Source organism: Streptomyces aurantiacus, assembly GCF_027107535.1.
Classification (GTDB): domain Bacteria; phylum Actinomycetota; class Actinomycetes; order Streptomycetales; family Streptomycetaceae; genus Streptomyces.
This window is the reverse complement of the sequence record NZ_CP114283.1, coordinates 4709146-4724299: the sequence shown is the minus strand read 5'-3', so window position 1 is coordinate 4724299 and position 15154 is coordinate 4709146. Positions and strand designations below refer to the sequence as shown.

The following is a 15154-nucleotide window of genomic DNA, read 5'->3' as shown; positions in this document are numbered from 1 at the left end:
TGGGTCTACTCCTTGGTCATCTTGCGTAGACGGGGCCGGCTCTTCGTGGCACTGATGGCCTGGACTTGACCCGAAAGCTCCGCAATTGTCGAATACTGGAAAATCGTCCGGATCGATGTCTCGATTCCGAGGGACCTGCGCATCCGGCCGATCAGCCGGGTCGCCTTCAGCGAGTTGCCGCCGAGGCTGAAGAAGCTGTCGTCGATCCCGACCCGCTCGACGCCGAGGACCTCGGCGAACAGCGCGCACAGCGCCTCTTCCTGCGGGGTGCGGCCGGCGCGGTAGCCCTCGCCGGCGCCTTGGTCACCGGGCTCGGGAAGGGCCTGGTGGTCCACGCCGCCCTCGGCTGTCGAGGGAAGCTCCGCGAGGAAGACGAAGGTGGTCGGCACCATGTGATCCGGCAGGCGTCGGCCGAGGAACTCCCGCAGTTCTGCGGCGTCGGTGGTCTCGTTCCGCAGCGGGGCGACGTAGGCGAGGAGCTGCTGGTCGTCACCGTCTGCGGCGGTGACCACCGCCGCCTGGGACACCGAGGGGTGGGCGGCCAGGGCTGCCTCGACGTCCTCGGTACGGAACTGATGACCTCGGATCCGGGCCGGCGGACCGCTTCGGCCCACGTACTCCAGGGCGCCCTGGCTGTTCCAGCGGGCCAGGTCCCCGGTGCGGTACATCCGCGATCCGGGCGGGCCGAAGGGGTCGGCGACGAAGTGCTGGGAGGTCAGTCCGGCCTGGCCCTGGTAGCCCCGGGCGACCTCGCCCGCGACATACAGCTCGCCGGTGACGCCGGGCGGCAGCAACTGCAGTGCGGGACTGAGGACATAGGCGCGCATGGCACCGAGGACGGAGCCGAGCGGACTGGCCCCTTCGCCGTGCCATCCCTCGGCGGCGGCGAGCGCGGTGGCGCGTACGGTCTCGGTCGGCCCGTAGGCGTTGACCACCCGCACTCCCGGGATCCGCTTGCGGACCCGCTGTACGAACGATCCAAGCAGCACATCGCCGGTGAAGACAACTGTTCGGGCCTGGATCGCGGCGGTGGACCGGTTGAGCGCCGAGGCCAGGAGCGGTGCGGCCGTGCTGATCACATCGCCGGTCCAGCCCTTCGTGGCGAGGGCGCCGAGGTCCTGGGCCAGCTCGACGCCGGCCCCCGAGCACACCGCGCCCAGGAGTTCGAAGACGGCGGTGTCGGCGTGGTGCGAGGTCGCCAGTACCGTCGCGCCGGGTGTGATGCCCGCCGCGGTGGCGAATCGCCGCACCCCGTCGGCCAGGGCCCGGTGGCTGAGAGCCACTCCGCCCGGTGCCAGGGGCCCGTAGCGCACACACGCGAGGTTGCCGTGCCGCACGGGGGCGTTGCGGTCCCCGTCGACGGGGTCGGTGTCCGGGCCCCGGGTGCGGTCCATGTCCTCCAGGTGCACGAGCGGGATGTCGGTGAGGGCGAGTTCCGGTGCGGCGTCGGGCGAGGCGAGGATCAGCTCGGGGGCTGCCTGGGCGAGGACCGTGTCCCGCCGTGCGGGACTCTGATCGGGGCTCAGCAGGGCGTAGCCGGCACCTGTCTTCAGGGTGGCGAGCAGGGCGATCGCCAGCTCCGCGGAGCGTGGCAGGGCGAGCCCCACCACTGTTTCCGGGCCCGCCCCCAGTTGGATCAGGGCGTGGGCCAGGCGGTTGGCGCGCGTGTTCAGTTCCGCGAAGGTCAGGGACGTGTCGCCGGAGGTCACCGCGGTCGTGCCGGGGGTGGCGGCCGCGTGCTGCTCGAACTGGGCGGCAGCCGTCTGCTGTTCGTGCGGGCCGCCCGGGCTGTCCTGCGTCCCGTCGAGGGCCGGGGCCCCGGCGGCGAGCAGGTGCGCGCGCTCGGTGTCCACGAGCAGATCGATGCCGCCGACCAGGCCGTGGCCGGCACTGCCGGCCAGTTGGCCCAGGATCGACCTGAACCGGCCGGCGATGTCCCTGGCGGCGTCCTCGTCGAACAGGTGCGGCTGGTACTGGAGGGTCAGCCGGCTGTCCTCGACGATCAGCGCCAGGGGGTAGTTCGCACCGCCGACCGACCGGAGGCCGGTGATCTCGAATCCGGCCGCCGAGGCTGCCTCCAGGTGGCCCGCGGGATCCGACGGGTAGGACTGGAAGGCCACGATGGTGTCGAAGAGGGCGTCCAGGCCCGCGGCCTGGTGGATGTCGGTCAGGCTGTGGTGGTGGTGGTCCAGGAGCGCAATCTGCCGGCTCTGAAGGTCTGTCAGGAACGCCGGGAGCGTGCTGCCCGGCCGGCACTGGGCCCGTACCGGCAGGGTGTTGATGAAGAGTCCGACCATCGTCTCCACGCCGGGGAGCGTGCCGGGCCGACCCGATACGGCGGCGCCGAAGACCACGTCCTGGCGGCCGGTCAGCGCGGAGAGCAGGATCGCCCAGGCGCCCTGGACCAGGGTGTTGACCGTGATGCCGAGATCGGCTCCGCGTCCGGCGAGTGCGTGCGACTCCTCCGGCGTCAGGGTGAGCCTCACTTCGCCGACGGCGGAGAGCGGCTCGCCGGAGCCGGCGCCGGCGGCGGGTGCCACGATCGTCGCGCCGTCCAGGCCGTCGAGTTCGTCGGCCCAGGCCCGGGCGCTCTCCTCCCCGTCCTGCCGCGCCAGCCAGGCCAGGAAGTCCCGGTAACTGCGCACCGGCTCCAGCGCGTGGGCGTCCTCGCCGGCGGCGTAGAGACGGAGCAGGTCCTCGGCGATGAGCTGTTCCGACCATCCGTCGATCAGTACGTGATGGGCGGTGAGGACCAGCTCGTGCCTCTCGGGGCTGAACCTGATCAGGGTCAGACGCAGCAGCGGCGGGGTGGCGAGGTCGAAACGGGCGCCCTGGTCCTCGGTCAGGAACCGTGCGAACGCGTCGTCCTGGTCGGCGTCGGCCAGATCGCTGAGGTCGATCTCCCGCCAGGGCAGTTCGACACCGTCCGACACCACCTGGACGAGGTCGCCGGAGGCGTCGGGGACGAAGGCTGCCGTGAGGTTGGCGTACCGGTCCAGGAACGACTGGCCCACGGCCCGCATCCGGGCGGCGTCGACCGGTCCGCTCAGGTGGTAGACGGTCTGCAGGTGGTAGGTGTCGGAGCCGGCGTCGGCCAGCATCGACTCGAAGAGCATGCCGGACTGCATCGGGGTCAGCGGCCATACGTCCGTCAGCCGCGGGTAGCGCCGGCGCAGGCTCTCGGCGTCGTCGGCGCCCAGGACGAGCAGGGGCGCCGACGGGGTGTCCTCCTCGGTGTCCGCGGCGTCCTCGGCGGCTTCCGCGACGAGGGCGACGGTGCGCAGCTGCAGGATGAGGCGGGGGGTGACCGCAAGGCCCCGGGTCCTGGCCCGGGTGACGGCCTGGATGGCGCGGATGCTGTCGCCGCCCAGGGCGACGAAGTCGTCGTCGATCCCGATCCGCTCGACGCGCAGTACATCGGCGAAGACCTCGGCCAGGGCCTCTTCCCTGGGGGTGCGCGGTGCCCGGTAGTCGGCACCGGACAGGTCGGGCTCCGGCAGGGCCTTGCGGTCGACCTTGCCGTTGGGGGTCAGGGGCAGCCGGTCCAGGGGCACGATCACCTTGGGGACCATGTACTCGGGGAGCCGGTCCGCGGCGAGCCGGTGCAGTGCCTTAAGGTCGGCGCCCTCGCTGTCCTCCACGACGACGTAGGCGACGAGTTGACTGCGGTGGGCCACGACGGCGCTCTGCTGAACCGTCGGATGCGAGCGCAGCACTGCCTCGATCTCGCCGAGTTCCACCCGCAGCCCGTTGAGCTTGACCTGGAAGTCCTTGCGGCCCAGCAGCTCGATCAGGCCGTCCTCGCCGAAGCGGGCCATGTCGCCGGTGCGGTAGATGCGGTCGGACACTCCCGCGTGCGACCACTCCAGGAACCGCTCGGCGGTGCGCTCGGGCTGGTCGAGGTATCCGCGGGCGACGCCCGTGCCGGCCAGGTACAGCTCCCCCGGCACGCCCGGCGGGACGGGCTGGAAGGCGTCGTCGAGGATGTACGTGCGCTGATTGGCCATCGGACGGCCGTAGGGAATGCTCGCCCAGTCCGGGTCCGCCTCCACGACCTCGTAGATCGTGGAGTGGATGGACGCCTCGGTCGCGCCGCCGAGGGTGAACAGGCGCATCCCCGGGGCGACCTCGCGGACCCGGCCGGGCAGGGGCACGGGGATCCAGTCGCCGCCCAGCATCGCCGCCCGCAGCTGGTGCAGCGGCTCCGCGCCGCTCTGCTCCAGGTGGTCGACGAGCAGATCGAGGAGAGCCGGGGCGGAGTTCCAGACGGTGACGCCGTGTTCGACCAGGAGCTCGGTCCAGTACGCGGGGTCCTTGGCGCGTCCCGCGGAGGGGATGATCACGGTGCCGCCGGCGGCGGTGATGCCGAGGTACTCGTAGACGGACAGGTCGAAGCTGGGGGACGACAGTGACAGGACGCTGTCGCCCGGTCCTGCCTTGAAGCGGGAGTTGAGGTCGGCGATGTTGTTGACCACGCCGCGGTGGTGCAGCGCGATCGGCTTGGGCGCCCCGGTGGATCCGGAGGTGTGGATGACGTAGCAGAGGTGGTCGGGCGTCGTGACGGGGACCGGGTTGTGCGCGGGGTGCTCCGACAGGTCGGTGCCGCCGGGGCCGAGCAGGACCAGGGGGGTTCCGTTGCCGGCGGACGCGGGCAGCCGAGAGGCGAGTTCCGCGCGGCTCACGGTGACGGCGCAGGTGGTGCCGTCGACCATGGCGGCGATCCGCTGGGCCGGGTAGTCGGGGTCGAGCGGCACGTACGCGCCGCCCGCCTTGAGGATGCCGAGCATCGCGATGAGCAGTTCGGGCGAACGCTCCAGGCACAGTCCGACGCGGGAGTCCGGCCCGATGCCCAGGGAGCGCAGGTGATGGGCGAGGCGGTTGGCCGCCGTGTTGACCTCGCCGTAGGTGAACCGTGCGTCCTCGTGAACGGCCGCGGTCGCGTCGGGCCGGCGTTCGGCGTGGGCTTCGAACGCCTCGTGGAGGAAGCTCTGGTCCGTCAGCGGGGTTTCGGTCCGGTTCCAGTCGACGAGCATGTGCTGCAGTTCGGCGTCGGTGAGCAGGCGCAGGTGGGCGAGCGGCACATCCGGCCGGGACAGCGCGTCCAGGAGGAGGGTGCGGTAGTGGGTGAGGATCCTGCGTGCGGTCGCCGGGTCGAAGAGGGTGGGGTCGTAGTGGATTTCGGCGAGGCCGTCGCGGACGACGAGCCGCAGTTCGTACATGGCCGGGCTCTGTGCGGGCTGTGCCGGGTCGGCGAAGACGAGCGCCAGGGGGACGGTGTCCGCGGCGGGCCGGGGCCCGGTGGTCAGGGCGCCGGCCACTTCCCGCAGGGTCCGGGTGCCGTTGATCCGCAGCTGTACGTGTGTGGTGCCGGAGTCGTCGGTGCGGTCGTATCCGATGCCGTCCTGACCGGTGTAGCGGTGGAGCAGGGCGGCGAAGGCAGCCGCCTGCGCGGCCTGCCGGTCGAGTCCGGGGACCGTGGCGTACGCGTCGAGGCCGGTGGTTTCGACGGCGGAGCACCGGGCCGGCATGCCCGGGCGTCGTGGGCGGTCCGTGGGCAGCAGGACCGGCGGGTGGGCCGGGCCGGCATCGTGTGCGGCGTGGTTCACTGTCCGGCTCCGATCAGGGCGGCGGGGGTGCGGTTCCCGGTTTCGAGGACCAGCGGGTATCGGGCGCACAGGTCCGTGACGTCCGCGCGGATGCGCAGGACCCGGGCGGGGTCGATCAGGTACTCGGTGTCGCTCAGGGGGGTGGTGGAGGCGATCACGGTGTGCAGCAGGTGGGCGCACTCCCGCATCTGCTCGGGGCCCATCCCCCGCTGGGCGAGGATGTTGCTGCCGAGCCGCAGGCCGCTGGTGACCAGGGGCGGCTTGGTGTCGCCGGGGATGCGGTTGCGGTTGGCGAGGATCCCGCAGTCCTCCAGGGCGCGTTCCGCGACGACTCCGGTCAGTCCGCGGTCGATGATGTCCAGCAGGACCATGTGGTTGTCGGTGCCGCCGGTCAGGATGCGGTAGCCGAGCGCGGCCAGCTCCGCGGCGAGGGCGGCGGCGTTCTCCACGATCAGGCGGGTGGTCTCCTTGAACTCCGGGGCGGCGGCGATCGAGAAGGCTCGTGCCTTGGCCGCGATCGTGGCGGGGCTGGGCGTGCCCTGTGACTGCGGGAAGACCGCCCGCTGCATGAGGCGGGACAGCGGTGTGCGGCCGTCGGGTCCGGGGGCCCGGTGGTCCTTGCCGCTGAGGATGAGGCCGCCGCGGGGGCCGCCGAGCTGCTTGTAGGTGCTGGTCGTGGTGATGTGGGCGGCGTCGATGGGGCTGGGGTGTTCTCCGGTGGCCACCAGGCCCGCGATGTGGGAGATGTCGGCGAGCAGGTAGGCGCCCACCGAATCGGCGATGGCCCGGAACCGGTCGAAGTCGACCGTGCGGGGGTAGGCGCTGGCCCCGGCGATGAGGACGCCCGGCCGGTGGCGCTGGGCGAGTTCGGCGACCTGCGCGAAGTCGATGCGGCCCAAGCGGTCCAGGCCGTAGTGCACGGCGTTGAAGTGACGCCCGGTCACCGAGGCCGGCGACCCGTGGGTGAGGTGACCGCCGGCGTCGAGGTCGAGGCCCAGGAGGGTACCGCCCGGCGGGATGAGCGCGGTGAGCACGGCCAGGTTGGCCGAGGAGCAGGAGTGCGGCTGGACGTTCGCGTAGCGGGCTCCGAACAGGTCCTTGGCCCGCTCGATGGCCAGCAGCTCGACCTCGTCGAACCGGGCGGCGCCGGGGTGGTAGCGGGCGGCCGGGTAGCCCTCGGCGGTGACGTTGGACAGTGCCGCGCCGCCGGCGGCGAGGACGGAGGGGGCGGCGACACTCGCCGAGGCGATCATCGCCAGCGTGGTGTCCTGGTGACGCACCTCGGCGTCCAGCAGCCCGGCGAGCTCGGGGTCGGCGCGGTGCAGCGACTCCATGCCGGCCGACAGGTGCCTGGCCTGCTCTCCGCCTACGCGCTGGGCGTCCTGACGGGGGGACGGTGTCCGCCCTGCGTGCCACTGACCGGCCATTTCCTTTGCCTCGTCTCTCGTTCGGTACTGCCCGGAAGGTGCGAATTCTTTTTTCGGAACTTTGCCGCCGAGCGAGTCTTTGTCCGATCCCGGCAGGAACAGCGGAATTAGGAATGACTCTAACTTCGCCCTCGCGTTCGGGACAATGATGTTCGGACTGAGCAGTCGAACACCACGAAAAGCGCCCTCCCCCGTCGGTGACGAAAGGGGAGGGCGCTTTCCTGGAGGAATTCATTCCGGCGCGGAAAAGGAATTGCGTCGTCATGAATAGGGGGACGTCCGGGAATGGTGTCCCGCCCCGGACGGCCTTGCGGGGTCAGCCGGCGGCTACGGGTTCGGCCGGGCCGACGAGGTCGAGTGCGTGGGCCAGGCCCGCGACCGTGGGGTTCTCGTACAGCTGGTTGGCCGTCAGCCGGACGCCCAGTTCCTCGTCGATGCGTGCGAGCAGCCGCGTGGCCCGCAGGGAGTTGCCGCCCAGGTCGAAGAACGAGTCGTCGCGGCCGACGGTGCTCTGGCCGAGGACGTCCTCCCAGATCGCGGCGATCTGGCGCTCCGCGTCCGAGGCGGGCGCCTGGTACGTCCGGCGGGTGCCGGGCCGCTTGGGTGCCGCGTCCAGGAGCAGCTGGGTGGTGTCCACGGCGCCGGCGGCGTCCACCGGGATGCGGGTGACCTCGATCAGACGCACCGGGACGGGGAAGTCACGCAGGACGGGCTCGATGGCAGCGTGCACGGCCTCCGCGTCCGTGCTGTCCGCGGTGAAGGCCACCAGGACTTCCCTGGCGCTCAGTTCGTCGGTGGCGAGTTCGGCGAGGATCGCCGGGTTCTCCAGGTCCAGGCCGATCAGGAGGTAGTGCTGGGGCATGGACGTGGCCGCCAGGAAGGCCCGCAGTCCGTCGTCGGGGTCGATGGCACGAAATCCGCGCCGGCCGGCGAGGGCCGCCGACTGTCCTCGGTTCATGCCGACGTCGTTCCACATGCTCCAGGCCAGGCACTGCACATCGCGTCCGCGCTCGTGGCGCCAGTGGTCGGCGAAGCCCACCAGGAAGGTGTTGGCGGCGGAGTAGGCGCCGAAGGAGCGGCCGCCGAACTCCCCGTTGACCGACCCGAAGAGCACGAGGGAGGCCTTCGGCCGGCTCTCCAGGACGGCGGCGATGGCCAGGGTGCCGGCCACCTTCGCTGCGTACTGCGCGGTGAAGGTGTCCTGGGACTCCTTCGCCAGGGTGTGCCGTTCCAGGTCCTTCCACTGGCCGCTGACATCGGCCGCCGCCAGGTGCAGCACACCGTCGAGGGGGCGGCCCCAGCGGGTTTCGGCCTCGGTCACCGCCGCGGCGAGGGCGGTGCGGTCGGCGACATCGGCCTGCACGTAGGCCAGTTCGCCCAGAGCGGCCAGTTCGGCCAGGGCGTCCGCCTTCTCCCCCGTGGGCGCCGAGCGTCCCACGAGCAGCAGGCGTGCGCCGTAGGCGGCCAGGAGGTATCCGGCGATGTCGTGGCCGATGCCGCCGAGCCCGCCGGTGACCAGGTAGAGGCCGCCGGGGACGATCGCGGAGGGGCCGTCCGTCTCCGCCTCGGGCACCGGTCGCAGGCGGGGCTGCCAGCGCAGGCCCTCGCGTGCGGCCACCACCCCGGTGTGGGAGCGGTCGGCCAGTTCGGCGGCGACGGCGGCCGCCCACTTGTCCCGGTCCGCCGGCAGGTCGAGCTGGCGGACGGTGAGGTGGGAGAGCTCGGTGGCGGCGGTGCGCACCATCCCGGGCAGTGCGCAGACGCCGAGGTCGATCCTGTCCCAGGGGCGTACGTGCACCGCGCCGGTGGTGAGCAGGAGCAGCAGCGGGCGGGCGGCGCCTGGCCAGGTCGCGCCGTCCAGGGCCGCCGTCAGGGAGGTCAGCCGGCTGGTGATCTCGTGGAGCCTGGCGCTGTGGTCGGGCCGTTCGCCGCCTTCGGTCGGGAATCCGGCGAGTACGACCGTGGAGATGGCGCCGTACCGGGCGGTGACCTCGGCCAGCACCCGGCTGATCTGGGAGCTGTCGTGTGGTGCGACGCGGAAGGTGACGGGGCTTTCCTGGGCGAAGTCCTCTCCCTGGCGGACCAGGACCGTTCGTCCCCGGTCGAGTCCCAGGAGCGGGAGGTCGCCGGGCTCGGCGAAGACGAGCCGGACGCCGTCGGTGGCGCTGTGGCCGGCGGCGTCCTCCAGGCGTGACCACTGGCGGCGGAAGAAGGCGGTGTCCGGCCGGCCGGACGCCTCTTCCTCCTGTCCGGTCCGGTCGGCGAACCGGCCTGCCTTCAGGTCGGCGACGAGCGCGCCGCGCTGGATCTTCCCGCTGGCGGTCTTGGGGAATTCGGCCGAGGTGACGGGTACGAGGAGGTCGGGCGCCAGGCCAGCCTCCCGGCCGAGCCCGGTCCTGATGTTCTGGAGGGTGCGGGTGAGCGAGTCGGTGTCCCACCGGGTGGGGACGAAGAAGACGACGAGGCGGTCCGAGCCCTCCCCCGGCTCGCGTACGCCTGCCGCCGCCGAGTAGGTGACACGGACGCCCTCGGCCTCTTCGACGATGCTTTCCAGCTCGTGGGCCACGTAGTTGGCGCCGCGGACCACGATCTGGTCCTTCTTGCGTCCGGCGATCACGAGCTGGCCGTCGTGGACGAAGGCGAGGTCGCCGGTGCGGAACCAGCCCTCGGGGTCGAAGGCGGCCTGGTTGGCCTCGGCGTTGCCGTGGTAGCCGCGCATCATCGTCACGCCGCGGATCTGCAGTTCGCCGATCCGGTCCTCGGGCAGGACGGCTCCGGCGGCGTCGACGATCCGGACCGTCACTCCTGGAAGGGGTGCTCCGACCGTGGAGAAGGACACCGCGTCCTTGCCGCCGGCCTCGTCGGAAAAGCGCAGGTCCCCGTCGAAGGAGGAGGGGGCGACGACGACGGTGCCGGCGGTGCGGTCCTCGCGGCTCTGCGTGGAGTAGGTGACGCCGGAGCAGGTCTCCGACATGCCCCAGGCGGGCGCCATGGCGTCGGCGGGCAGGCCGTGCGGCTTGAGCAGTTCGAGGAAGCGATGGCTGTTCGCCGCGATGACGGGCTCGCCGCCGTTGGCGAACTCGCGGACGCGGGAGAGGTCCCACTGCCCCTGGGCGACCTGGTCGGCGTACTCGTGGAAGAGGTTGAAGGCGAAGTTGGGGGCCCACGTGTTGGTCGCCCCGTAGCGGTCCAGCAGGTCCAGCCACATCAGGGGGTTGCCGAGGAAGTCGTCGATCTTCCCGTTGACGTGGAGGCTGCGCAGGAACACGTCCCGGATGTTGTAGAAGACCATCGTCACGTGGTCCAGCGGCATCCAGATGACGCTGACGTCGTCGCTGGTGTAGCCGCGGCCCTGGATGACCGACCAGCTGCGGGCGGCGACGGAGGCGTTGGTGTGCTGGACGCACTTGGGGACGCCGGTGCTGCCGGAGGTGAGCAGGTTGATCACGGGGGTGTCGGGCCCGGAGGCGTACCAGTCCGCGTCGGGAGCGTGCCGGGCCAGTGTCTCGACCTCCAGGACGCGCACGGTCGACTCGTTCCAGAGACTGCGCACCTCCCGCAGGGCGGGCGCGGTGGCGGCGTCGGTGAGCACGGTGGGCTTGTCCAGCAGGTCCCAGGCGTTGCGCAGCTTGCGGTTGGTCTCGTTGTGCGCGGTGTAGGTCGTGGCCACGGCGACCGGAGTGGGGACGAACCCGCCGAGTACGCAGGCCCAGAACGCGGTCATGTAGGTGCGGTGGTCCTCGAACTGGAACAGTGCCGCGTCACCCGGCTCCAGTCCGGCGGCCCGCAGGCCCGCAAGGACGTGCTCGGCTTCCGTGAGGAGCTCGGCATAGCTCTGGAACTGCGGCTCGCGGCCGGTGCGGACGTAGACGGTGCCCTTGTCGGGCGCCTGCGCCGCCGCCTGGCGCAGTGCCTCCTGGAGCGTGCCGGCGCCGCCCGGGGGGACGTGGAGGTCACCGCCGTACAGCTGGGAGGCGGGCCGGTGGACGCGGGGCTCGGCGAGGGCCGGCTCGGCGGGCGGGGCGGGGGCGGGTGCGGCCGGGTCGAGTTCCGCAGTGACCGCCCGTGCGCCCTGCCGGACCACGGCAACGGCCTGCTGGACGCCGGGCACCGCCCGTACGGCGGCTGCTATCTCCTCGATGAGGCGCGGCTCCAGGGGTCCTGAGGTGCTCATGAAACGCTCCCTGCCTTCTCGGGCTGCAGCAGTGCCTGACTGATGTCGTGGATCAGCTCGGCCGGGTCGTGGAGAAAGTAGAAGTGGCCTCCGGGGTAGAGCCGTGTGGTGAAGGCGCCGTCGGTCTGCTCGCGCCAGCCGTCGAGCGTGTCGAGTGGCGCGCGGGGGTCGGAGGCTCCGCTCAGGACGGTGATGGGGCTCTTCAGCCGGGGGCCGGACCCGATGCGGTGCTGCTCCCACAGGTCGAAGTCGGCTCGCAGGGTGGGCAGGAGGGCGTCCATGACGTCCTGGTCCTCGGCGATCTCGGGTTCGATGCCGCCCAGGCGGACCACTTCGGCGGCCAGGTCGTCATCGGTGAGGTCGCGCAGCTGCTTGACCCGGCCGGCGGTTCCCGGGGCGGACTGGGCGGAGAGGAAGAGCCCGCTGGGCTGGGGGCCTCCTTTCGCCTGCAGGGCTCGCGCGAGTTCGAAGGCGAGAACGGCGCCTCCGGAGTGGCCGAAGAAGGAGAACGGCCCGTCCATGACGGGGCGCAGGGCCTGGGTCAGCAGTTTGACCAGCGGTCCCACCGCCGTGACGGGGGGTTCGGCGATGCGGTTCTGGCGCCCGGGAAGCTGCACGGCGGCGAGTTCGATCTCCGGGGGGAGCAGTGCCGCCCACTCGGCGTAGGCACCCGCTCCGGCCCCTGCGTGCGGGAAGCAGATCAGGCGGTGGCGGTGGTCGCCCCGCCTGGCGCGCCAGATGTAGGGGGTCTCGGCGATGAGTTCGGGAATACCGGTCACGGCTCACACCCCGCCGTCGATGTGAGTTCGGCTCTGCGCCGGGAAATTCAGGTCCGGCGTGCAACGCGAATGTGTTCGCACTGCTCCTCCAATAATGTCGGTCATGAATTCAGAAATTTTCGTGCCGGCAGCGTGCTGTGCGGAGTTCACCGGGATTTTCTCCGTAATCGGATCGACCATCTGGTGAGCCTTTTCCGGCAGAGCCCGACGATGCTTGTCCGTCCGCCGGGCGGGCCGGAATTTTGTGGCGGTGCGTGATGCCGGCCGCTTTCTTGTGCTCCGGCTTTCTTCGCCTGGCTGGTCTGCATTCGGGGCGTTGCCGGGGGCAGGCGGGCCGGGGTGGCTGCGCCTGTGGAGGGAAGGAGAGGCAGCGGTGGTGTCACGGGCACCGCATCTCGAGTTCGTGAGCCAGACGCAGCCAGTGCTCGGCGCAGCGGCGGGCGGCCTGTGCCAGCGTTCCGGCGCGGTGTCCGGGGACACTCTGGGCCAGGCGGCTCCACTTCGCCTCGTCACCGATGGCATGCAGGCTCAGCAGGTGGAGGAGGGTCCGGCCGGACTCCGTGCGCAGCGAGGGGTCCTTGCTCATGTTGGGCAGCATCAGGCTGATGGCCGCGGCGGAGGTCCGGATGGCGGCACGGCTGCCGGCCGGCCGGGGCGTGGTGGCCGGCGAGGTCTGGGAGGGGACGGTCCGGGGCCGGGGAGCCACCGGGTCCTGTCCCAGCCGGATGCGGTCGCGTACGTCCTTGGCGGTGGCGGTGGCGATACCGGCGCGCTGGGCGATCTCGCGCAGGGAGGCGTCGGGGTGGTCGGCGATGATCCGGCTGGCCCGCAGTCGCCCTTCGGCGGCGTGCAGCGGCCTGACCCGGCCGTCGCGCCCCATTCTGGTGTTCGACTGTTCGCCTTGGGGGGTTGAACGGCGCCGGATGGCCGCGACGGTGCCGGCGGCGAGGCCGGTGTTGGCGGCGATGCGGCGGTCCGACCACTGCGGCCGGTCGGTGACGATCCGTGCCGCTGCGGCTGTGCGGTCGGCCAGGGTGAGGGGAAGGCCGTGGGAGACGTTCAGCTTGACGGCCAGGGCGAAGACGTCCGCCGGCTCTCCGTCGAAGAACTCCACCTCGACTTCCTTGTCCCCGCGCAGCTGGGCTCCGCGCAGGCGGTGCATGCCGTCGATGACGCGCATCGTGGGCCGGTGCACGAGGATCGGCGGCAACGGGGCGTCCAGCTCGGAGAGCAGCCGCACGTGGTCGTCGTCCTCGCCGTTGACCCGCGGCGAGTCCGAGGGCAGGAGCTCACTGACGGCGACGGTGGCCCGCAGGCCGGACGGACGCTCGGCGGGTTCGACGGCGGTCGCGGGGCTCTGGGCGCTGTCGACGACAGCGAGCTGCGTGCTCATAGCCATGCCTCCCGCGGTGTCGGCGTGCGGCCGGCGGCGGTTCGCACGGCGCACCGGCAGGGGCGGGCCGGTCCCCCGGCGGCGGGCCTGCTCGCGATGGCGGCGGTGCGGGTGTCCAGGTCCTTCATGGCGTGCTGGTTCCTCCCCCGTGGTTGTGCGGGTCCCTGTGGGTGCCGGGTGTGTTCGCCGCGCCGGGCGGCGGACGGATGGACCGAGGTGCGCCCGGTGCGGCACGGGAGCGCTGAACAAGGCGGTGCGCTCGAGGAGTTCTCTTCACCGGGTGTGTGGGTGCGGGCGGTGGCGCCGGCGCATCCATACGGCGGGTTGTGGGTCCGGTGCGGGTGCTCGAACGCCTCTGCCGGCGTCGATCCGTTCATCGCGTGCCACTTGACACGCAACTGCTGCAGGTGCACCGCGGCTCCCCTCGACGGTCGCAACAACCTTGGATTGAAAAATACCAGTGTGCGGGTTTTTTATCGACCCCTAGCGCAGTCTTGGAGATTTTCGGCTGCGACGGGGGATCAAACAGAACGCTCCCGCACTTGCACCGCGGGGGATTTTCGGCGCAAGTACGGGAGCTCGCCCTGGTCGGGTAGAACAGGTAAAACACCTGCTCAGGCTGCCTGCCTGCCAAGAAAGGAAGCCTCTCCGAGCCGCTGCTTGCGCACGCTGGGAGCTGCCGGAGCCGACGTACCGCCGACCCCTTCGACCGGGAACGACCTCATGAAATCATACCGCTGCGTCGGTTTCAATCCCTTGGTCGACATCTCCTTGGCGCCGCGAGCGCCGCAGGACCCTCACCCCATATGCGCGCTTCGTCCGTTCGTTGCACCCTCCTGCCCCGCCCCCTCGCGGGCAGGCGGAGCGCACGCGGACCGCCGAAGCACATTAGAAACCGCTATGCTGGTTTCATAAAGCTCAAGGTGCCGCCCTCCTACTCAAGGAGCACCAGTGACCAAACAGGAACGTGCCGTTCGCACACGCGACTCACTCATCCGCTCCGCGGCTGAGGCGTTCGAGCGGCACGGATACGTTCAGGCGAAGCTGGCCGACATCAGTGCCAGCGCCGGCGTCAGCCCGGGCGCACTGCACTTCCACTTCGAGAACAAGGCGGCGATGGCCTCCACCGTCGAGGCCTCGGCCGGTGTGAGTCTGCGCCGGGAGGCCTGGCTCGCCCAGCGCCCGGGCATGAACGCACTGCAGCGCCTGACGGACACCTCGCACGCCCTGGCCGGCCGGATGCGACGGGATGTCGTGGCACGCGCCGGCTTCAAACTGAGCTACGAGGCCCCGCAGCACACCAGCCCGACGCTCCATCAGGAGTGGCGTGTGTGTGTGCGGCAGCTGCTGGCGGAGGCCTTCGAGGAGGCACTCCTGGCCGAAGGGGCCGAGCACCCCGATGTCGCCAACACCGTCGTCGCGGCGACCACGGGCTTCGAGCTTCTCGGGCGCGAGGACCCCGCCTGGTTCTCCGCCGAGGCGCTGACCGCCTTCTGGGGGCTCATCCTGCCGTGCATCGCCCGCCCCGAGGCCCTCGCGGCACTTGAGCCGGCCGGCTCGGCGGCACGCTCCGGCGAAGCCCGCTCCCCCATCGGGTGAGCCTGCCCCGGTGCCCCGTGCCGTCTGCGGCTCGGATGCACCGGGGCTCCCCGGGCCGCCGGGCCGGCCCGCCTCCGGTGTGCCGCGTCGGCCGCCGTCGGTACGGCGGGTGCCGGCGCACGGGCGGACCTGCCCGGCCGGCTGCACACTCAGGCGGCACGCCGCATGTCACCGGC

General features: G+C 71.6%; 7 protein-coding genes. 1 reads left to right on the top strand and 6 read right to left on the bottom strand.

Annotated features, from left to right (window positions below; genetic code table 11):
• Positions 1 to 5: 5 nt before the first annotated feature.
• From O1Q96_RS22865 to O1Q96_RS22840, 6 genes are all read right to left on the bottom strand, one after another.
• Positions 6 to 5606 carry a non-ribosomal peptide synthetase gene (locus tag O1Q96_RS22865; RefSeq protein ID WP_269249983.1) on the bottom strand — a complete coding sequence of 1867 codons (5601 nt, stop codon included), beginning with the start codon at positions 5604 to 5606 and terminating at the stop codon, positions 6 to 8.
• Complete coding sequence (locus O1Q96_RS22860; protein ID WP_269249982.1) at positions 5603 to 7033, bottom strand: serine hydroxymethyltransferase; 1431 nt, start codon at positions 7031 to 7033, stop codon at positions 5603 to 5605. Before O1Q96_RS22860 ends, O1Q96_RS22865 begins: the two co-directional genes overlap by 4 nt.
• 316 nt (positions 7034 to 7349) lie before the next feature.
• On the bottom strand, positions 7350 to 11207 hold the full coding sequence (locus O1Q96_RS22855) for a non-ribosomal peptide synthetase (protein ID WP_269249981.1): 3858 nt from the start codon (positions 11205 to 11207) through the stop codon (positions 7350 to 7352).
• Positions 11204 to 11986 carry a thioesterase II family protein gene (locus tag O1Q96_RS22850; RefSeq protein ID WP_269249980.1) on the bottom strand — a complete coding sequence of 261 codons (783 nt, stop codon included), beginning with the start codon at positions 11984 to 11986 and terminating at the stop codon, positions 11204 to 11206. The genes O1Q96_RS22855 and O1Q96_RS22850 overlap by 4 nt, the downstream gene beginning before the upstream one ends.
• 3 nt (positions 11987 to 11989) lie before the next feature.
• On the bottom strand, positions 11990 to 12166 hold the full coding sequence (locus O1Q96_RS22845; protein ID WP_269249979.1) for a hypothetical protein: 177 nt from the start codon (positions 12164 to 12166) through the stop codon (positions 11990 to 11992).
• Positions 12167 to 12365: 199 nt separating this feature from the next.
• A complete protein-coding gene (locus O1Q96_RS22840) occupies positions 12366 to 13379 on the bottom strand; it encodes a ParB/RepB/Spo0J family partition protein (protein ID WP_269249978.1) in 1014 nt (337 codons plus the stop codon).
• Between the two features lie 951 nt (positions 13380 to 14330).
• On the opposite strand from O1Q96_RS22840, the gene O1Q96_RS22835 reads away from it, so the two are divergent.
• Positions 14331 to 14978, top strand: coding sequence for a ScbR family autoregulator-binding transcription factor (locus tag O1Q96_RS22835; RefSeq protein ID WP_269249977.1), 648 nt, complete (start codon positions 14331 to 14333; stop codon positions 14976 to 14978).
• Positions 14979 to 15154: the final 176 nt, after the last annotated feature.